The sequence below is a fragment of the Hydrogenophaga sp. OTU3427 genome, from assembly GCF_038440225.1.
Classification (GTDB): Bacteria; Pseudomonadota; Gammaproteobacteria; order Burkholderiales; family Burkholderiaceae_C; genus Hydrogenophaga.
The window spans coordinates 26,023-43,798 of the sequence record NZ_JASATI010000005.1; the positions used below are offsets into that span (position 1 = coordinate 26,023).

Consider the following 17,776-nt stretch of genomic DNA (forward strand, 5'->3'; position numbering starts at 1 on the left):
AGTCTTCAATGACACTGCCCTTCCCATCCCGTCGCACGGTGCTCAGCGCCATCACCGCGGCCACGCTCGTGGTGGCTTCCGGCGCGGCCAGCGCCCAGGCCGGCGCGCCACTGCGGCTCGGCTTCTCGATGGCCCGCACCGGCATGCTGGCCAACGCCACGCCCTCGCAGATGAACACCTACGAGCTGTGGCGCGAACAGGTCAATGCCCGGGGTGGCATGGACGTGGGCGGCGTCAGGCGGCGCGTGGAATTTGTGGTCTATGACGACCAGTCCAAGCCGGACCAGGCGGTGCGCATCTACGAAAAACTGATCACCGACGACAAGGTCGACCTGCTGCTGGCGCCCTGGGGCACGCCGTTCCAGATCTCCATCGCCCCGGTGCTGGAGAAGTACAAGTTCCCGATGGTGGGCAACACGGCGGCGTCGGTCTCGCTGCGCCAGGTCAAGCCGGGCTACATCTGGTTCCCGACCTCGGCCATCCCCGACCGCATTGGCGCCGAAATGGCGGCCATGCTCAAGGCGCAGAACGTGAAGAGCGTGGCCGTCATCGCGAACGTGCTGCCGTTCACCAAGGAGATCAAGAACTTCCTCGAACCCGAACTCAAGAAGGCCGGCATCGAGATCAAGCTCAGCACCGACTACCCGCCGGACATCAAGGACATGACCTCGCTGCTGACACAGGTCCGCCAGGCCAACCCCGACGCGGTGATGGCGCTGGCCTACCCAGGCGATTCGGTCCTGTACGCCAAGCAGGCCAAGGAGCTGGGCATCGCCAGCCCCTTCCAGTTCATCGCCATCGGCCCGAGCGATGCGTTCTTCCCCAAGGCGGTGGGCGCCAGCTCGGCCGACGGTGTGGTCACCATCGCCCACTGGGTACCCAAGGCCGAGTGGAAAGGCTCGCAAGCCTTCTACGACGCCTACCTGAAGAAGTTCAACGAGGAGCCCGACTTCCTGAACTCGGCGCTGGCCTGGATGTCGCTGGAGATCCTGGAGGCGGCGGTGGCGAAGAACGGCCTCGACAAGGCCCGGATCCGCGACTTCATCGGCCGCGAGACCTTCGACACCATCAACGGCAAGGTCCGGTTCGATGGCGTGCAGAACGCCATCACGCCGACGGCCTTCGTGCAGAACCAGAAGGGCCGGCTGCAGATCGTCTGGCCACCGGCCATGGCGACCGCGCCCTACCAGCCCAAGAAGGCCTGGTGAGTTGTTCCGGTGCGAGGCGGCGCCCCCGGGTGCCGCCCCGCCACCGGCCTGGCGTACCGCCATTTGTGAGAGGCTGCCCATGTCGCTGCTTGATGTCTTGTTCTCCGGCCAACTGCTGTTCGCCGCCTTGCTGACCGGCTCCATCTACGCCCTCGTGGCCTTGGGCCTGAACCTGGTCTACGGCACCATGCGCATGCTCAACGTCGCCCATGGGGACGTGGTCATGCTGGGCGCCTACGCCGCGTTCTGGGCCTACAGCCTGCTGGGCGTGTCGCCCCTGCTGGCGCTGCCCATGGTGGCCCTCATGGGTGCGCTGGCGGGCTACGTCACCTACAAGCTGCTCTTCAAGCGCTTGCTGTCGGGCCGGCAAGGCGCGGCCAGCCGCATGGAAGGCAATTCGCTGCTGCTGTTCTTCGGGCTGTCCATCGTCATCCAGAACGCCGTGGCCCTGCTGTACTCCCCCAACAGCCAGGCCTACACCTACCTGGACCAGATCGTGCGCCTGGGCGACGTGGCCATGACGGGCAACCGCCTGCTGGCCCTGGTGGTCGCCGCCGGGGCCTGCCTGGTGGTGGCGGTGTTCCTGGGCTTCAGCGCCACCGGCCTGTCCATGCGCGCGCTCATCGAGCGGCGCGAGGCCGCCTACGTCGTGGGCGTGGACGTGAACCGCGTGCAGTGGCTGAGCTTCGCGCTGGGCTTTGGCAGCGCGGCGCTGGCCGGTGTGCTGGTGTCCATGCTGGAGCAGTTCTCTCCCTTCGTGGGTTTCCCGCTGACCATCGCCGGCTTCATCGTCATCATCCTCGGTGGCCTGGGCAACCTGATGGCCGGCCTGGTGGCGGCCTTGTTGCTGGGCGCCATCGAAACCTACGGTGTCGCACTGACATCGGCCACCTTCCGCTCGGTGCTCCTGTACGGCGTTTTCGTGCTGGCCCTGCTGCTGTTTCCCAACGGCCTGCTGAGCCGCTCGGCCTTTTCCCGGAAGTGAAACGTGAAACAAAACCGTTCTGATCTCTCCACCTGGGCGGCGGGCGCGCTGGCCATCGTGGCCCTGGCCGGGCTGCCGCTCGTGGCCAACGACTACATAGTGGGTGTGGGCCTGACGCTGCTGATGTGGGTGGCGCTCACGCAGAGCTGGTGTGTGCTCTCCCAGCTGACCGGCTACGTGTCGCTGGGCCTGGTGGTGTTCTACGGCATGGGTGCCTACCTGGTGGTCATCTCCTGGCAGGCCGTGCCCCTGTGGCTGTCCATTCCCGGTGCCGGGCTGCTGGCCGCGGTGTTCGCCTTCCTGGTTGGCCTGCCGGTCATGCGGGTGCGCGGGCCGTACTTTGTCATCCTGACCTTCGGGCTGGCGGAGCTGGTCAAGTACAGCATCGTGACCGGCGAGGCGGCCTCGGGCGTGGCCAGCCGCATCCTGTTTGGCACACCCGAGCTGTGGCTGGTCTACGGCCTGATGCTGGCGCTGGCGGTCGCATCCGTCGTCTTGCTGGCCGCCGTCAGCCGCTCGCGTTTCGGCCATGGCTTGCGTTCGCTGCGCGAGAACGAGGAAGCGGCCGAAACCGTGGGCGTGCCGGTGGCGCGTTTCAAGCTGACCGCCTTCGTGCTGTCGGCCGCCATCCCGGGCATGGTGGGCGGTGTCATGGCCTTGCGCTCGACCTACTTCGTCGCCGGCCAGGTGTTCGATCCCATGATCTCGGTCACCGTCATCGCCATGGCCTTGCTCGGCGGCGGCGATTCGCCCAAGGGGCCCTTGCTGGGCGTGGTCTTCCTGACCTTGCTGTCCGAGGTCCTCTGGGCCCAGGCGCCGCTGGTCTACATGCTGATCCTGGGCGCCATCCTCATGGTGTTCGTGCTGGTGCTGCCCAATGGTCTGTGGGGCCTGTGGCAAGAGCGGCGGGCGCGCCAGTCGCGCCCGGTGGAGGTGCTGCCATGACCCTGCTGTCGGTCAGAAAACTGGGCAAACGCTTCGGCGGCCTGCAAGCGGTCTCGGATGTGTCCTTCGACGTCGAGCGTGGCCAGATCGTGGGCGTGATGGGCGCCAACGGCGCAGGGAAAACCACGCTGTTCTCGCTCATCGCCGGCAACAACCGGCCGACTTCGGGCGAGATCGTCTTCGACGGCCAGCCCCTGGGCGGCCTGCGGCCCGACCAGGTCTGCCGGCTGGGCGTGGCCCGCACCTTCCAGATCGTGCGCCCGTTCGCCGGCCTCACGGTGATGGAGAACCTGCGCACCGCCGCCTTTTTTGGCCGTGCGCAGCACCGCAGCGTCGCGCGGGCCGATGCCGACAGCCATGCCATCCTGCGGGCCGTGGGCCTGGCCGAGGCGGCCCAACAGCCGGCGTCGACGCTGACCCTCTCGGGCCAGAAACGGCTCGAGGTGGCGCGCGCCATCGCGACCGGCGCCGAGCTGCTGATGCTGGACGAGGTGATGGCCGGCCTGACACCCACCGAGGTGCTGCAGATGCTGGAGACCCTGCGCCACATCCATCAGGAGAGGGGTCTCACCATCCTGATCATTGAACACGTCATGCGTGCGCTCATGGACCTCAGCGACCAGATCGTGGTGCTGGACCGCGGGCAGCTGATCGCCCAGGGCACGCCGCAGGAGATTGGCGCCAACAGCAAGGTGCTGTCGGTGTATTTTGGCGAGTCCCACGCATGAGCAAGCTTTCCTCCTCCACTGCCATGCTGGACGTGCGCGACGTCGTCGCCGGTTACGGCGCCTCCGAAATCCTCCACGGCATCACGCTGAAGGTGCCGGCCGGCCAGGTCACGGCCTTGCTGGGCGCCAACGGCGCCGGCAAGACCACGCTGATGAAGGCCCTCTCGGGACTGGTGCCGGTCACCCGGGGCTCGCTGCAATTCGAGGGCGGCGACATGACCCGCCACCCAAGCCACCGGCGCGTGCTCGACGGCCTGGTCCTGGTGCCGGAGGGCCGCATGGTCTTCCCCAGCCTGACGGTGCGCGAGAACCTGCGCCTGGGCGGCATCAACCCGCGCGTGCGGGCGCGCTGGAAGCGCAACCTGGAGCGTGTCTTCGATGTGTTCCCCAAGCTCAGGGAGCGCGAGTCGCAGGCGGCCGCCACGCTGTCGGGTGGCGAGCAGCAGATGCTGGCGATCGGGCGCGGCATGATGGCCGAGCCCCGGCTGATGCTGCTGGACGAGCCCACGCTGGGCCTGGCGCCGCTGATCTGCGTCCAGATCTTCGACCTCATCAAGCGGCTGCGTGCCGATGGCCTGACGCTGTTGCTGGCCGAGCAGGATGTGCGCAAGACCCTGGCCGCCGCGGACTACGCCTACGTCATCGAGAACGGCCGCGTGGCGGCGCAGGGCCCTTGCGACGAGCTGCAGAACGACCCTCGCATCCGCGAGGCCTACCTGGGCCTGTGAGCGATGGACATGCCAACACGAACCATCCATGTGGCGGGCGCGCCGCGCATCGCACTGGAGCTGGCGGGCCACGGCCCGCTGGTGCTGCTGATGCACGGCATCGGCGGCAACCGGACCAACTGGAGCGGCCAGAGCGCCGCCTTCGCCGAGCACTTCAGCTTCGCCGCCTGGGACGCGCGTGGCTATGGGCTGAGCGACGACTACGACGGTGAGCTGGCCTTCGATGATTTTGTCGGTGACGTGTTGCGCGTGCTGGACCACTTCGGTGTGCGCAAGGCCCACCTGCTGGGCCTGTCCATGGGCGGGCGCATCGCCATGCGGGCCGCCCTGATTCACCCCGAGCGCGTCGGTACGCTGACGCTGGTGGACACCCACGAAGGCTTTTCAGCCTTCACCCCTCAGCAGCGGATCGACTTCGTCAACAGCCGCAAGGCGCCCTTGCTGGCGGGCCAGACGCCCGCCGACATCGCCTGGCCGGTGGCCCGCTCGCTGGCCGGTGTCATGGCACGGCCGGAGCACATCGAAACCCTGGCCCGCAGCATCGCGGCGCTGCACCCGGCGTCCTACATCAAGTCGTTGGAGGCCACGGTGGCGCAGGCCGACCTTGGCGACATCGCGCGGATCACGGCGCCCGCGCACTTCATCGTCGGCGCCGACGACCCACTCACGCCGCCCGCCATGCACTTCGAGATGGCGGCGAAGCTGGGCGGGGCGCCGGTGAGCGTGTTGCCCGAGGCCGGGCACCTGAGCAACATCGAGAACCCCACCGCCTTCAACCGCGCCGCCCTGGACTGGCTGCTGCGCCACGCCGGCCATGCCGATGCGCCCCGCCTCGCCACCCTCTGAACCGAAGTGGGCGCGGCCGGTGAGGGGCGGCGCGGCGGCCGCCCCGCGCTGCGACGGTTGCGCCCTGCGCGGCATGAGCGCCACCGACGCGTTGCGCCTGGCCGACGACATGCGGGCCACAGCGGCGCAGATCGAGTTGTGCATACGGCCACTGGTGGCCGCCTACGGGCTGACGAACAAGGCCTACGAGGCCCTGGCCCGCCTGCAGGCCGCGGCTGGCGCCTTGCCCTTGAAGTCGCTGGTGCACGCGTTGCGCCTGGAGCGGTCCCAGGTCATCCGTTGTGTCGACGAACTCGAGCGCCAGCTGCTGGTGCGCCGTGTCCGCAGTCCCTTGGACCGGCGGGCCGCCACCGTCCAGCTGACCGAGGCAGGCCAGCGCCTGGTGCTGGCGATGGAGCGTGGCCTCAAGGGCCCCTTGTCGCGGCTGCCGGCCTGGCCGCTGGCGGCCATGGGGCATTGCCTGCTGGGCGGCTGACCACCGGGGCTACGGCCGCCCCAGGAAGAAATACACGCCCGTGAAGCCGCGCGGCGCATGCACCAGCGCCAGGTAGACCGGTCCCACGGCGGTGTCGGCCCCCAGGAAGAGGCTGCTGCCCAGGCGCAGGTCGCGCAGGCGCATGGCGCTGCCGCGTGGCCAGGCGTTGCCCAGCTCCAGCGAGCCGCCAGCGAACAGCGCGCGGGCGATGCCGGGGTTGAGGTCCAGGCGCCGGTAGTGGGTCAGGCGGGTGAAGAGCAGGTTGTTGCCGACGACCTGGCCGACCCGGTAGCCCGAGAGCTGCTGGAAGCCGCCCAGCGAATACTCGTCGAGCGCGCCCACCGGCAAGGAGCTGGAGCGGGCCAGGCGCAGGTGCAGGTTGAAGGTGTCGCGGTCGAAGCTGCTGACGTAGGTGGCGGTCAGCTCCTGGCGGTGAAAGCCCTGGCGCGCGCCGAGCAGGTCGCGGCGGCCGGTGATGGCCTCGGCGCGCACCCGGTAGCCGGCCAACGGAAAGTTGGCGTAATCCAGCTGGTCGGACACCACGGCCAGGCGCAGGCCTTGTTCGTTCCAGGCCAGCCGTTCGATTTCGCCGCTGTCGAAGCCGGCGATGATCTCGGGCGTGGTCACGCGGCGGGCGCCAAACCAGCCCAGGCGGGCGTCGCCAAACGCGCCGTCGCGGCCCAGCGTGGTGCCCAGGTCCAGGCCCAGCCGGGACTCGCGGCGCCGGTAGACCACCGCCACGTTGTTGTCGGCGTCGTAGAGGTCGAAGCGGCGCAGCCAGTGGTCGACGTAGCCCGAGACGAAGTAGCCCGCGCTGCGGTCCAGCGGCTGGTAGAGCTCGGAGTAGAGCCCGCTTTTCTCGCCCAGCTGGACGCGGTTGCGCCACTCGGCGCCCTGGTCGTTGATCCAGTGCCGGTTGTGGCTGATGCGCAGGTTGAAGGCGCCCTGGCCCTGGAAGTCGGTGCGCAGGTCCAGCCCGAGCCGGAAGTGGTTGCGGCCCCAGTCCTTTTCGGTGAGCTGGTAGACCAGCCCCTCGCCATCGGCGGTGGTGGCCAGCCGGTAGTCGGCGCGCATGTAGTCGCCGCTGGCGGCCAGGCGTTGCAGGTCCTGCTCGGCCAGGGCCGGGTCCATGGCCTGGCCGGCGCTGGCCTCGATCTGGGTGCGCAGGCGCGGCACGCGCTCGGGCTTGACGCCCTCGATGCCGACGAAGGCCAGCTGCGTGGGCGGTGGATGGGCGTTGCTGGCCTGGCGGCGCTGTGCCCGCCAGGCCTCGTAGTCCGCCGGGGCGACCGCAAAACGCGCCAGGTCCGGGCCGGCCTTGCTGGCGAAGTCGCGGCCCAGCGCCACCAGGTCGGAGGCCTTGTCGAAGTCGGCCGAACTGAGCCGGCCCAGCGGCGGCGCCAGCAGCAGGTCGCGCGGCGTCAGGCTGGCGAGGCTGCGCTGCACGTTCTGCTCGGTCAGGATGTTGATCATCTGCGCGCTCACGCCGATGACGCTGCCCAGCGTTTCGCGCCCGGCCAGCGGCGTGCCGATGTTGACCGCGATCACCGCGTCGGCGCCGAGTCGGCGCGCCACGTCGACCGGCAGGTTGTTGACCAGGCCGCCGTCGCCGAGGATGCGACCGTCCACCTCCAGTGGCGCGAACACGCCTGGCACCGACATGCTGGCGCGCAGCGCGGCCGCCAGGTCACCGCGCTCCAGCACCACCGCCTGGCCGTTTTCCATGTCGGTGGCGATGGCGCGGAAGGGCGTGGGCAGGGCGTCGAAGTCGCGCAGCTGGCGCGTGCCCAGGGTGTAGCGGCGCAGCAGCATCTCCAGCGAGCGGCTGGAGACGGCGCCGGTGGGCAGCCGGAATTCACCATCGCGAAAGCCCAGCTGCAGCACCGGCGAGAACTCGAAGTCTTCTTCCTTGCGCCGCTGCGACAGCATCTGGCGAGGCTCGCGCGTGTTGAAGATTGCCGACCACTCCACCGCCAGCAGCTCGCGCTCCAGCTCGTCGGGATTCAGACCGGCGGCGTAGAGGCCGCCAATGATGGCGCCCATGGAGGTGCCGACCACCAGATCGACCGGCACACGCGCCGCTTCCAGTGCCTTGAGCACGCCCACGTGGGCAAAGCCGCGCGCACCGCCGCCGGACAGCACCAGGGCCACGCGCGGGCGCGGCGTGTCGGCGGCCGGCGTGAACGTGGGCGCTGGTGGGGGCGCGGGGGTCTGCGCCAGGGCCGGCAGCGTGGCCAGCAGGCCCAGCAGCAGGCCGAGTGTGTTGCCGCGGAAGGATCGAAAGAAAGGCATGACCAGGAGTTTAGGGCGCGCCCGCGCGCCGCAGACACCCAGAGGCCGCCGTCGATGTGGCTTGTTGCAGATGTTGCGCCGCAAGATTTACCAGGAGGTGCTGGATCGCCTGTTTCTGCAGTGCGACATGCAGTTCCACCGCGAGATCACCACCATCGCCGGCAATCCCATATGCCCGGCCATCGTCGAGGCCCTGGTCAACTGGGCCAGCGCCTACCACCAGACCATCGCCGCGCGCGATCCGGTCGCTGCCGAGCAGGCCATGCGCGACCACCTCACCCGCGCCAGCGTGCTCTACCAGAGCCCGTCCGGCGCCTGATCGGCGAGCGGGCGGGGCGGCCCGCTGGTCGCCATCCGCACAGATGGCATTGCCTGACCGGGTTTTTTGGTGCCTCGGTGGGGGCGGCGGGGCGACATAATCCGGTGGCACGGCGTCCGCCATGGGCGCCGTGCTCCTGTTCCACCCACCATGACCGACATCGACCCCGAGGATCTGCCGACCCTGTCCGACCGGATAGCGCTGGGGCGCATCCGCCGCTTTTTTGGCCACGCCGCCGGCAACCTGTTCAGTGTCGTCATCGGCGGCGTGCTGATTGGCGCCCTGTTGCGTGCGGCCGGGGTGGCCGATGCGGCCCTGATGGCCTGGTTTGTCGCCTTGCTGGTGTCGGTGGTGACCCTGACGGGCTACGAAGCCTGGGCCGATGGGCAGCCGCTGGAGACGCTGCAGGGCGCGCGGCGGCTGCTGCGCTGGCGCCTTGTGCTGGGCGGGGCGGTGGCGCTGCTGTACGGGCTGGCGGTGTTCCTGCTGCCGGCGGGCCGCCCGCCCGCCGAACATGCCTTCCTGTTCCTCATCGTGTCCACCGTGGTCACCGTGGGTGCCATGAACTACGCGGTGGTGCCGGCCTATTGCGCCCTGCTCAGCCTCCTGAGCGTGATGCCGCTGAGCCTGCACAGCCTCTACGCCTTCGTGGTGCGCGACGACCCCTTCCACCTGCTGCTGGGCACCGTGTCGCTGCTCTGGCAAGGGGTGGTTGTGCTCAAGGCGCGCGGGGTGTCGGCCACGGCGATCCAGGCCATCGAGCTGGACGAGCGCCTGAAGGACGCGCTGGAGGAACAGCGCCGCACCAAGGCCTACATGAACCACATGGCCATGCACGACGAGCTGACCGGGCTGGCCAACCGCCGCTATTTCGAACAGGTCTTCCTGCGCACGCGCAGCCTGGCCGAGCGCGAAGGCAGCCGCTTCGGTGTCATGTGCATCGACCTCAACGACTTCAAGCCGGTGAACGACCGCCACGGCCACGCGGTGGGTGACGTGCTGCTGCAGACCGTGGCCAACCGCTTGCAGAAGGTCATCCGCGCGAGCGACTTCTGTGCCCGGGTGGGTGGCGACGAGTTCGCGCTGATCGTCGACAAGGTCAACGCCGACAGCGATCTCGATGGCATGGCCGCCAAGCTGCGGGCCGTGCTGGCCAAGCCCTTCCTGCCCCAGGGCATCGCGGTGGCCACCGGCGCGAGTGTGGGTTGGGCACTTTTTCCCGCCGACGGCCAGGACATCGCTCCCCTGCTGGCCGTGGCGGACCGCCGCATGTCCGCCGAAAAGCTGGCCAGCCGGCGCGCGGCGCGGGCGCGGGCCTGATCCCTCATTCGGTGTGGATGACCACCTGGTCGCGGCCGCGGTCCTTGGCTGCGTAGAGCGCCTGGTCGGCGCGGTTCATGAGCCGCTCCAGGCTGTCCTGCCCGGGGCGCCAATGGGCAATGCCCACGCTGATGGTGACCCGCGCGCTCTGGCCTTGCTGGGCGCTGTGGTGTTCGGCCACGCTGGCCCGCAGCAGTTCGCCATACCGCCGTGCCGCCTCGGGTGAGCAGTGGGGAAGCAGGACCGAAAATTCCTCGCCTCCGGTGCGGAAGAAGCTGTCGGTGCTGCGCAGGCGCCCCCGCACCACGTCGGCCAGCGACCGCAGCACCTCGTCGCCCATGGCGTGGCCGTGGACGTCGTTCACGTGCTTGAAGTGGTCGATGTCGAAGGCCAGGTAGGCCAGTTCGCTGTTCAGCCGCTCGGCGCGGCGGATTTCCTCGTCCAGGCGGCGCACCAGTTCGCGCCGGTTGAAGCAGCCGGTCAAGGGGTCGGTGATGCTCAGCCGTTCGAGTTCGAGCTTGGACAGCTGCAGCTCGACGTTGGCGCCGCGCAGCGTCTGCGTGAGTTCGTTCACCCGCCGGCTGCGGTCGTTGACGATCTGGACCATGGCGTCGAGTTCGCGCAACACCGAGCCGGCCAGGTCCGGCATGGGCAGGGTGTCCGGTCCCTGGGGAACCTCATCGTCGGGCAGCGCCTGGGTGATGGGCGCCATCACCGAGCGGAACTGCTTCTCGAACAGGCTGCCCATGAATTCGCCCGCGATGGCGCCGATCAGCAGCAGCAGGGCCAGCAGGTGCAGCGAACGCGCCATCTGCTCGTTCATCTCGGTGATCAGCTCACGCGCCGGCTGGACCACGCTCACCTGGGCCGGCGCGGCCCCCGGGGTATCGGGGGGCACGGTGTAGCGGTAGACCCAGTAGCCGCTGAGCGTGCGCTGCAGCGTGGACAGCTCGTCTCGGGCCACATAAAGGTCGAAGCCGTCCAGGCCGGTGGGGCTGGGCTGGCGTGGCTCGTACTGGGTTTCGAGCCGGAAGAAGAGGGCGCGGTTGGAGGTGCTGAGCCGTCCATCGGCTTCCCGTTTCTCGAAGGCCAGACCATTGCCGCCCTGGGCCGCCAGCTCGGCCGCCTCCTGCGGGTGCGCCTGGGCGGTGTGTATGGCCGACGAGGCATACAGCTGCATCGCCATGCGGGTGCGTTCCAGCGTGGCGGACTTGAGCTTGTCCGACAGGATGCCCATGATCAGGAGCCCCGGCAGGGTGATGGCCACCAGCACGGTGGCGAAGCTGGCGCCGCGCACGGACACGCCGCGGTAGGGGTTGTCGGCGCGGCCAGGAGCACGCTCTGACGGGCCCTGGCGCCGGGCAACCAGGAACTGGACGCAGACGTAGATCACCAGACCGATCGAGGTGTTGATGACACCATTGACACCTTGCTTGAACACCACGCTCAGGGCGTTGCCGGGATCGGTGTGCAGCGCAACGATGTAAATCAGGGTTTCCAGCGGGATGCCCACCACCACCCAGAAGGCGATGTCGGCCAGCACCACGCGGCCGTTGTCGCGCCGGTGGGGACCGCCGTTGAGCCGTTCCAGGAAATATTTCAGCCAGAACAGCTCCAGCAGGTGGTTGAGCGCCGCCCAGGGGTGTTTCCAGAGCAGCACGGTGGCCAGCCCCGCCACCGCCCCGATCGCAATGCCCCAGCGGCCATAGCGCAGCAGGGCGAACACCGCCAGGCTGCCACCCAGCATGATCTGGATGTCGAAGAAGATGGTGACGCCACGGTGGTTGATGGCGAAGCCGGCGGCCGCCAGCAAGGCGATCAGCGCCAGGTGCAGGGTGCGCGGCTGCAGCGTCATGTGGCCCAGAAGGAGTGCATGGGCGCATGATGGGGCAGCGCCAGAGGCAAATCAAGCACCACAACACACGGAGGCGCGATGCGCGCTAAGCTTGGGCCGACATGTCATCTGCATCATTTCATCGCGCCTCGCGGCGCCACCTGTTCCAGCAGGTCCGCCACGTGGCGAGCGTCGAGCTGGGTTTTTTCCGGCGCTTCCCCAAGCTGCTGCTCGCGGCCCTGGTGGTGGTGCTGATTCCGTCCATCTACCTGCTGATCTACCTGTCCAGCGTCTGGGACCCGGCCGCGCGCACTGGCGCGCTGCCGGTGGGGCTGGTCAACCAGGACCAGGGCGTGAGCTACCGCGGCCAGTCGCTCAACATCGGGCGCGACCTCATGGACAGGCTGCGCCAGAACAACCACTTCGGCTACCGCGAGAGCGCCAGCGAGGACGAGGCGCGCCAGCTGGTGCGCCGGGGGCAACTGGCCTTCGCCCTCATCATCCCGGCCGATTTCAGCGCCAACGCGGTGCCGGGGCTGCAGGCCGGGCGTGGCCGGCTGGTGGTCTATACCTCTGCGGGCAACAACTATGAAAGCTCGGTGTTGGCGTCGCAGTTCGCCAAGGCCCTGGGCGAAGATGTCAACCGCACGCTCAACGAGCGGCGCTGGTCGCTGGTGCTCAGCGCCAGTGCCGGATCGCAGCAGAACGTGGACCGCCTGCGCCAGGGGCTGGCCCAGTTGCGTGCCGGCGCGAGCGAGCTGGCCCTGGGCGCGGCCAAGGCCGAGGCCGGCAGCGCCACCGTGCGCCAGGGCGCCCTGCGCCTGCAGGACGGTGTCTCGCGCCTGGCCGACGGCTCCCATCAGTTGGGCGTGGGCCTGCGCGCCATGGAAGCCGGGCTGCCGCCGGTGGAGGACGTGCGCAACCTGCGGCTGGGTGCCGAGGCCCTGGCCTCGGGACACCAGGAGTTCGGCAAGGGCCTGCAGGAGCTGCGCGTGGGCGGCCAGCGCCTGGCGCTCGGCGTGGAGGCCTTCAAGGCCGAAGCCGACCAGAGCCTGTTCGTGCCGGGCGCCGTGTCGGACGGACTGGAGCGGCTGCGCCTGGGCATCGAGCAGCTGGACCTGGGACTGGCCCAGGCCCAGAGCGGTCAGCAGCAGCTCAGCCAGGGCGCGTCGCAGCTCAGCACCCAGGTGGGCTCGCTGGCGCGCGGCGTGCGTGACCTGCGCGCCGGCCTGCGTGGCATGACGGCCAAGCTGCCCGATGACGGCCAGCTGGAGCTGCTGCGCAACGGCTCGGCCGAGCTGGCGCGCGCCACCGGGCAGCTGCAGGAAGGCGTGTCGCACCTGCGCGAGGGCGCCGTGCACCTGGGCGCGGGCCTGGAGCTGCTGATGCGCGAACTGCCCCGCTCGGTGGGCTCCATCGAAGGCAGCGCGGAAGGCCTGGCCTATTCGGTCACGCCGGTGCTGGAGGTCGAGGCCGAGGTGCCCAACCATGGCAGCGGTTTTGCGCCCAACGTCATTCCGGCCGCGCTGTGGCTGGGGGCGGGTATCGCCGCCTTCCTGATCCGCGTGCGCCTGCTGCCCCGTTCGGCACGCGACTTCGCGCGCCCGGCCCTGTTCCTGGGCAAGGTGCTGGTGCCGGCGGGGGTGTCCCTGCTCCAGGCCACGCTGGTGCTGGTGACGGTGCGCTCGGTGCTGGGCATTGCCATCCGCCACCCGCTGGCCCTGGTGCTGACGCTGGTTTGCGCCTCGCTGACCTTCGTCTGCATCGTCTTCGCGCTCACGCGGGCTTTTGGCGACGCCGGCAAGGCCCTGGCCATGCTGTTCCTGGCCCTGCAGTTCTCGGCCTCGGGCGGCCTGCTGCCCGTGGAGCTCAGCGGCAGCCTCTACGCCCAGATCAGCCCCTGGCTGCCCATGACCTGGGTCGTCATGGGCGTGAAGGCCAGCATGTTCGGCGCCTACGAAGGCAACTGGCAGACGCCCCTGGCGGTGATCGGCGCGATCGGCCTGGCGGCGGCGGCGGTGGCCTGCTGGGTGGGACGCTGGCGCTTCGTCCCCTGGCGCGACATGCACCCGGCCATGGATATTTGAGGGTGTTCCATGGCCGGTGTTGACTTTTGAATGGGAACGATTATCATTCGCTCAACTTTTCGGAGCCCAGTGATGATCGTGTGTGTGTGCCATCGGGTCAGTGACCGGACCATCGAGCGTTGTGCCCGCGCTGGGCATGCGTTCGAGGACATTCAGCTCGAACTCGGCGTGGCCACCCAGTGTGGCAAGTGCGAATGCACGGCCCGCAACATCTGGTCCGAATGCCGCTCCGTGGCGCCGGTGGCGCACCTGCGCAACGAGTCCCAGCCCCGCGTGGCCATGGAGATGGGCTGACCCCCAAGTCCACGGCCGCGTCCGGCTTCACGCCGGCCGCGTGAGCCGGTGGCAGGGCTGGCCGGTGCGTGCGCAGCCATTGTCGTCGTCCAACCAATGGTGCGCATGTCCTTCGCAGGCGGTGCGGCACAACACTTCTTCCGCTTCTGACGGTGCCACCCACGGCGTGGCTGGCTGGGCAGCGCGCCTGCGCTGGCGCGGTGGGGGGATCAGGGCGCCCGCGGCCAGCCCCCAGCACACCGCCGTGCGGGCGAGCAGCAGATCGGCGCGCAGGCGCAGCACCTCCGCTTCCAGCGTGGCCAGCGCGTCCGCGTGGGCCTGGCATCGCACGCTCAGTTCGGACTGAAGCCGCCCCCACATGCGCAGCAGGGCGGTGTACTCGGCGGCGCAGCCGTGGGGGTCGCCTTGGGTGAGGGGCAGGCGCTGCATGGCTGCGCCCATCATTGCAGCCGCGTGGCGGCGGCGTGCCACAGGTGGGGCGACTCGGCGCTGGCGCGCGACGGGGGTGCTGGCGCGTCCGCGTGGGTCTGGGCAAACACCGCCCAATGGGGGCGCATGCGTTCCACCACGGCCTTGAAGCTGGTCGACAGGATCGGGTGGCTGGCCAGGAACAACAGGTTGGAGCCGATCTTTGCCGCCATCAGGCTGCGCTGCCGTGCGCAGGCGCTCTGGGCGTGTCCGGTCATGAGGGCCAGGGTGCCGGCCAGCAGGGCTTCGGCGCTGGGCATCTCGTACTCACTGTCGGCGTGGGTGTCGGCGTCTGGGTTCATGGCTGCTCCTGAGGGTGGGGTGGCCGCGCGGGGGCTGGCGGCAAAGCCTGGCTGGCACAAGGTCGATGCGGGCGCTGGTCCCGCTCGCTGGGCCTGGCTACGTGCTCAGTATATGCGAATGATTCTTATTTGATAAGAGACTTCTCCCCGAATCCATGGGCGCCAGCAGGCCAGAACCGAGTCGGTGCCAGCTTCCCGGCCTACACTTGCCGGCAGCATCCCTTTTCACTTTTTCAACCCAACAACAAGGAGCCCTCCCATGAAAGGCGACCCACAAGTCATCGCACACCTGCAAGCGCAACTGAAGAATGAACTCACCGCCATCAACCAGTACTTCGTGCACTACCGCATGCTCAAGCACTGGGGCTTCGACAAGCTGGCGAAGAAGGAATACGCCGAGTCCATCGGCGAGATGAAACACGCCGACCAGCTCATGGACCGCATCTTCACGCTCGACGGCCTGCCCAACCTGCAGGACCTGGGCAAGCTGGGCATTGGCGAGGACGTGCCTGAGATCCTGCGGTCCGACCTGGCGCTGGAGCAGGGCGCGCAGGCCACCATCAAGGCCGGCATCGCCCATTGCGAATCGGTGCGCGACTACGTCTCGCGCGATCTGCTGCAGCACATCCTCGACGACACCGAGGAGCATGTCGACTTCCTCGAAACCCAGCTCGAGCTGCTGGACAAGGTGGGCACGCAGAACTACCTGCAAAGCATCATGGGCGAGATCGAGTAAGGCGCTTCAAGCGGTTTCCCGGTCGGCAGGCATGGCCGGTCAGGGGTTCGCATATCGCCTGGATGGTGGGCGTGAAATACTGTATAAACGAACAGTATTTCACGATTCTCACCGAGCCAGCCCATGCCACCCTCACCCAAGGCCGCGCCTCCACAACTGCCCGGGGTGTGGCGCTGCGACACCTGGTCGCCCAGCCCCCTGCCGGCCTGCGCCACGGGCCACGCCGCACTCGACGCCGAGCTGCCCGGTGGCGGCTGGCCGGCGGGCGAACTCACCGAACTGCTCCAGTCCCCGGCCGCCCAGCACGAAGCCCGCCTGCTCCTGCCCGCGCTGCGTCAGGCCCAGCGGCATGGCCCGCTGGTGCTGGTGGGCGCGCCCCACCAGCCGCACCTGGCGGCACTGGCCGCCCAAGGCATCCCGTCCACACGCTGGCTGCGGGTGGAGGCGGAAGCCTTCACCGAGCGCCTGTGGGCGGCCGAGCAGGTGCTGCGCAGTGGCACGGCCGGTGCTGTGCTGCTGTGGCTGCCCCAGGCACGGGCAGAACACCTGCGCCGCCTGCACCTGGCCGCGCGCGAAGCCACCCCCGAGGGCGGCGGTGCTGGCCCGCTGCTGTTTGCCCTGAGGCCCGAGTCGGCACGCCAGCAGTCCTCGCCCGCGCCGCTGCGCCTGGTCCTGCAGGGTGACGGCACGGGCCTGCGGGTGCTGGTGTTCAAACGCCGTGGCCCGCCGCAGCACACGGCCATCACGCTGCCGGCCGAGCTGCCGGTCATGGCCTGCCTGCGCCGCTCGCCGTCCGTTCCCACACCCGCGCCTGCCCATGTGGTGGATCGCCCTGTTGCCCCGTTGCGCCGCCCCGCCCGCACCGTCCCCGTCTGAGGCGGCGCTGGCCCTGGCCTGGTGGTCCCTGCAATGGACGCCGCGTGTGTGCCTGCTCGACGAAGCCGTGCTGCTGGAGGTGTTGGCCAGCGAACGCCTGTTTGGCGGCCGGCGCGTGCTGCTGCAGCGCCTGCGCGTCCAGGCCGCCACGGCCGGCGCCAGCGCCATGGCCACGGCGCCCACGGCGCTGGCGGCCCTGGCGCTGCTGCGGCAGTTCGACGCCGAGACCGACCTGCCCACCGGTGGCGCCCCCACGCTGCGCGCCACCGGTTGCGGCGCGCGCCGCCTGCGCGCCACGCTCGATGCCCTGCCGCTGGCCCACCTGAGCGCCGCCCGGCCGCATGCCGACACCTTGCGCCAGCTCGGTTGTCGCACCCTGGGCGAGGTGCGCGCCCTGCCACGCGAAGGTGTCTCGCGACGCTTCGGCGCCGGGCTGCTGGCCGCGCTCGACCGAGCCTACGGCTTGCAGACCGAGCCCCAACGCTGGATCACGCTGCCCGAACGCTTCGAGCGGCGGCTTGAATGCCCCAGCGCCATCGAACACGCGCAGGCCATGCTGTTCGGCGCCCAGCGCCTGCTGGCGGCCTTGTCGACCTGGCTGGCCGCGCGCCAGTCAGGCGTGCTGGCCTTCACCCTGCACTGGGAACACGACCGCTTGCGCCGCAGCGAACTCTCCGGCGGCCAGCTGGCCCTGCGCACCGCCCACGCCACCCGCGACATGGCCCACCTGGCGCGCCTGCTGGCCGAGCACCTGGCACGTGTCACCCTGGCGGCCCCGGTGCTGGCGCTGCGCCTGCGGGCCGACGAAGTGGCCTCGCTGCCCACCGCGTCCCTGAGCCTGCTGCCTGACGCGCGCCAGGCCGGCGAGGGCTGGGGCCAGCTGCTGGAGCGCCTGTCGGCCCGGCTGGGGCCGGAGCGGGTGTTGCAGGGGCGCTTGTGCGCCGACCACCGGCCCGAGGCCATGGCACGCTGGGTGCCGGCCACCGGGCCCAGGCCGCCGCCCGAGGCGCCCCCGCCCGCCACCCTGGCCTGGCAACCCCCCTGGCTGCTGCGCGAGCCGCTGCGCCTGGCCGTGGTGCGCGATCAGCCGGTCTATCACGGCGCGTTGCGCCTGCTGGCCGGGCCGCAACGGATAGAGACCGGCTGGTGGGTGGACGAAACCAGCGATGCCCCGACGGTGCAGCGCGACTACCACGTGGCCCTGAGCCCGCAGGCGGGGCTGGTGTGGATTTTTCTGCTGCACGGCCCACAGCCCGCCTGGTATTTGCACGGCATCTATGGCTGATGCCCCCACGCTCCGCCGCTGCGCGGGTCGCTGCCCCCCGAGGGGGCG

18 protein-coding genes are annotated in these 17,776 nt (G+C 69.7%); 14 read left to right on the forward strand and 4 right to left on the reverse strand.

Translation table 11 applies throughout. The features are described 5' to 3' along the window. Positions 1 to 8: 8 nt before the first annotated feature. The 7 genes from AAHB17_RS04425 (at position 9) to AAHB17_RS04455 (ending at position 5,915) form a co-directional block, all read left to right on the forward strand. Positions 9 to 1,208: an amino acid ABC transporter substrate-binding protein gene (locus tag AAHB17_RS04425; protein WP_342129286.1), complete on the forward strand. Its 1,200-nt coding sequence runs from the start codon at positions 9 to 11 to the stop codon at positions 1,206 to 1,208. Between the two features lie 79 nt (positions 1,209 to 1,287). Beyond that, positions 1,288 to 2,193, forward strand: a complete 906-nt coding sequence (locus AAHB17_RS04430; RefSeq protein ID WP_342129287.1) for a branched-chain amino acid ABC transporter permease — start codon at positions 1,288 to 1,290, stop codon at positions 2,191 to 2,193. A gap of 3 nt (positions 2,194 to 2,196) precedes the next feature. Beyond that, a complete protein-coding gene (locus AAHB17_RS04435) occupies positions 2,197 to 3,138 on the forward strand; it encodes a branched-chain amino acid ABC transporter permease (protein ID WP_342129288.1) in 942 nt (313 codons plus the stop codon). Further along, positions 3,135 to 3,866, forward strand: coding sequence for an ABC transporter ATP-binding protein (locus AAHB17_RS04440; RefSeq protein ID WP_342129289.1), 732 nt, complete (start codon positions 3,135 to 3,137; stop codon positions 3,864 to 3,866). Before AAHB17_RS04435 ends, AAHB17_RS04440 begins: the two co-directional genes overlap by 4 nt. Then, a complete protein-coding gene (locus tag AAHB17_RS04445) occupies positions 3,863 to 4,594 on the forward strand; it encodes an ABC transporter ATP-binding protein (RefSeq protein ID WP_342129290.1) in 732 nt (243 codons plus the stop codon). The genes AAHB17_RS04440 and AAHB17_RS04445 overlap by 4 nt, the downstream gene beginning before the upstream one ends. Positions 4,595 to 4,603: 9 nt before the next feature. Next, entirely contained in the window at positions 4,604 to 5,440 is an 837-nt protein-coding gene (locus AAHB17_RS04450) for an alpha/beta fold hydrolase (RefSeq protein WP_342129291.1), read from the forward strand. Positions 5,441 to 5,513: 73 nt separating this feature from the next. Further along, positions 5,514 to 5,915 carry a MarR family winged helix-turn-helix transcriptional regulator gene (locus AAHB17_RS04455; protein WP_342129292.1) on the forward strand — a complete coding sequence of 134 codons (402 nt, stop codon included), beginning with the start codon at positions 5,514 to 5,516 and terminating at the stop codon, positions 5,913 to 5,915. Between the two features lie 9 nt (positions 5,916 to 5,924). On the opposite strand, the gene AAHB17_RS04460 is transcribed toward AAHB17_RS04455, so the two are convergent. After that, entirely contained in the window at positions 5,925 to 8,207 is a 2,283-nt protein-coding gene (locus tag AAHB17_RS04460; protein ID WP_342129293.1) for a patatin-like phospholipase family protein, read from the reverse strand. 70 nt (positions 8,208 to 8,277) lie between these two features. Here AAHB17_RS04460 and AAHB17_RS04465 point away from each other — a divergent pair, with 70 nt between their 5' ends. Further along, positions 8,278 to 8,526, forward strand: coding sequence for a hypothetical protein (locus AAHB17_RS04465; RefSeq protein ID WP_342129294.1), 249 nt, complete (start codon positions 8,278 to 8,280; stop codon positions 8,524 to 8,526). A gap of 150 nt (positions 8,527 to 8,676) precedes the next feature. Continuing rightward, a complete protein-coding gene (locus tag AAHB17_RS04470) occupies positions 8,677 to 9,846 on the forward strand; it encodes a GGDEF domain-containing protein (RefSeq protein WP_342129295.1) in 1,170 nt (389 codons plus the stop codon). Between the two features lie 4 nt (positions 9,847 to 9,850). On the opposite strand, the gene AAHB17_RS04475 is transcribed toward AAHB17_RS04470, so the two are convergent. Beyond that, on the reverse strand, positions 9,851 to 11,701 hold the full coding sequence (locus tag AAHB17_RS04475; protein ID WP_342129296.1) for a GGDEF domain-containing protein: 1,851 nt from the start codon (positions 11,699 to 11,701) through the stop codon (positions 9,851 to 9,853). Positions 11,702 to 11,802: 101 nt separating this feature from the next. Between AAHB17_RS04475 and AAHB17_RS04480 the strand changes: the two genes are divergently transcribed. Further along, positions 11,803 to 13,767 carry a YhgE/Pip domain-containing protein gene (locus AAHB17_RS04480; protein WP_342129297.1) on the forward strand — a complete coding sequence of 655 codons (1,965 nt, stop codon included), beginning with the start codon at positions 11,803 to 11,805 and terminating at the stop codon, positions 13,765 to 13,767. A 72-nt stretch (positions 13,768 to 13,839) separates the two neighbouring features. After that, complete coding sequence (locus AAHB17_RS04485; protein WP_342129298.1) at positions 13,840 to 14,061, forward strand: (2Fe-2S)-binding protein; 222 nt, start codon at positions 13,840 to 13,842, stop codon at positions 14,059 to 14,061. A 27-nt stretch (positions 14,062 to 14,088) separates the two neighbouring features. Here AAHB17_RS04485 and AAHB17_RS04490 read toward each other — a convergent pair whose 3' ends face one another. Further along, positions 14,089 to 14,490 (reverse strand): hypothetical protein, encoded by a 402-nt coding sequence (locus AAHB17_RS04490; protein WP_342129299.1) that lies wholly within the window; start codon positions 14,488 to 14,490, stop codon positions 14,089 to 14,091. Between the two features lie 11 nt (positions 14,491 to 14,501). Next, positions 14,502 to 14,831 carry a hypothetical protein gene (locus tag AAHB17_RS04495; RefSeq protein WP_342129300.1) on the reverse strand — a complete coding sequence of 110 codons (330 nt, stop codon included), beginning with the start codon at positions 14,829 to 14,831 and terminating at the stop codon, positions 14,502 to 14,504. 259 nt (positions 14,832 to 15,090) lie between these two features. On the opposite strand from AAHB17_RS04495, the gene bfr reads away from it, so the two are divergent. The 3 genes from bfr to AAHB17_RS04510 all read left to right on the forward strand — a co-directional run bounded on the left by bfr (position 15,091) and on the right by AAHB17_RS04510 (position 17,728). Further along, positions 15,091 to 15,567: a bacterioferritin gene (gene bfr / locus AAHB17_RS04500; protein WP_342129301.1), complete on the forward strand. Its 477-nt coding sequence runs from the start codon at positions 15,091 to 15,093 to the stop codon at positions 15,565 to 15,567. A gap of 123 nt (positions 15,568 to 15,690) precedes the next feature. Continuing rightward, complete coding sequence (imuA, locus tag AAHB17_RS04505) at positions 15,691 to 16,443, forward strand: translesion DNA synthesis-associated protein ImuA (RefSeq protein ID WP_342129302.1); 753 nt, start codon at positions 15,691 to 15,693, stop codon at positions 16,441 to 16,443. Next, the gene (locus tag AAHB17_RS04510; RefSeq protein ID WP_342129303.1) at positions 16,385 to 17,728 is read left to right on the forward strand and encodes a DNA polymerase Y family protein; all 1,344 of its coding nucleotides are present in this window, start codon (positions 16,385 to 16,387) and stop codon (positions 17,726 to 17,728) included. Before imuA ends, AAHB17_RS04510 begins: the two co-directional genes overlap by 59 nt. The last annotated feature ends 48 nt before the right edge of the window (positions 17,729 to 17,776 follow it).

What these genes read in the sequence shown, in the direction of transcription:
- AAHB17_RS04425 (WP_342129286.1), top strand. Translation starts at nt 9, where the DNA reads ATGACACTGCCCTTCCCATCCCGTCGCACGGTGCTCAGCGCCATCACC.
- AAHB17_RS04430 (WP_342129287.1), top strand. Translation starts at nt 1,288, where the DNA reads ATGTCGCTGCTTGATGTCTTGTTCTCCGGCCAACTGCTGTTCGCCGCC.
- AAHB17_RS04440 (WP_342129289.1), top strand. Translation starts at nt 3,135, where the DNA reads ATGACCCTGCTGTCGGTCAGAAAACTGGGCAAACGCTTCGGCGGCCTG.
- AAHB17_RS04445 (WP_342129290.1), top strand. Translation starts at nt 3,863, where the DNA reads ATGAGCAAGCTTTCCTCCTCCACTGCCATGCTGGACGTGCGCGACGTC.
- AAHB17_RS04450 (WP_342129291.1), top strand. Translation starts at nt 4,604, where the DNA reads ATGCCAACACGAACCATCCATGTGGCGGGCGCGCCGCGCATCGCACTG.
- AAHB17_RS04455 (WP_342129292.1), top strand. Translation starts at nt 5,514, where the DNA reads ATGAGCGCCACCGACGCGTTGCGCCTGGCCGACGACATGCGGGCCACA.
- AAHB17_RS04460 (WP_342129293.1), bottom strand. Translation starts at nt 8,207, where the DNA reads ATGCCTTTCTTTCGATCCTTCCGCGGCAACACACTCGGCCTGCTGCTG.
- AAHB17_RS04465 (WP_342129294.1), top strand. Translation starts at nt 8,278, where the DNA reads ATGTTGCGCCGCAAGATTTACCAGGAGGTGCTGGATCGCCTGTTTCTG.
- AAHB17_RS04470 (WP_342129295.1), top strand. Translation starts at nt 8,677, where the DNA reads ATGACCGACATCGACCCCGAGGATCTGCCGACCCTGTCCGACCGGATA.
- AAHB17_RS04475 (WP_342129296.1), bottom strand. Translation starts at nt 11,701, where the DNA reads ATGACGCTGCAGCCGCGCACCCTGCACCTGGCGCTGATCGCCTTGCTG.
- AAHB17_RS04480 (WP_342129297.1), top strand. Translation starts at nt 11,803, where the DNA reads ATGTCATCTGCATCATTTCATCGCGCCTCGCGGCGCCACCTGTTCCAG.
- AAHB17_RS04485 (WP_342129298.1), top strand. Translation starts at nt 13,840, where the DNA reads ATGATCGTGTGTGTGTGCCATCGGGTCAGTGACCGGACCATCGAGCGT.
- AAHB17_RS04490 (WP_342129299.1), bottom strand. Translation starts at nt 14,490, where the DNA reads ATGCAGCGCCTGCCCCTCACCCAAGGCGACCCCCACGGCTGCGCCGCC.
- AAHB17_RS04495 (WP_342129300.1), bottom strand. Translation starts at nt 14,831, where the DNA reads ATGAACCCAGACGCCGACACCCACGCCGACAGTGAGTACGAGATGCCC.
- bfr (WP_342129301.1), top strand. Translation starts at nt 15,091, where the DNA reads ATGAAAGGCGACCCACAAGTCATCGCACACCTGCAAGCGCAACTGAAG.
- imuA (WP_342129302.1), top strand. Translation starts at nt 15,691, where the DNA reads ATGCCACCCTCACCCAAGGCCGCGCCTCCACAACTGCCCGGGGTGTGG.
- AAHB17_RS04510 (WP_342129303.1), top strand. Translation starts at nt 16,385, where the DNA reads ATGTGGTGGATCGCCCTGTTGCCCCGTTGCGCCGCCCCGCCCGCACCG.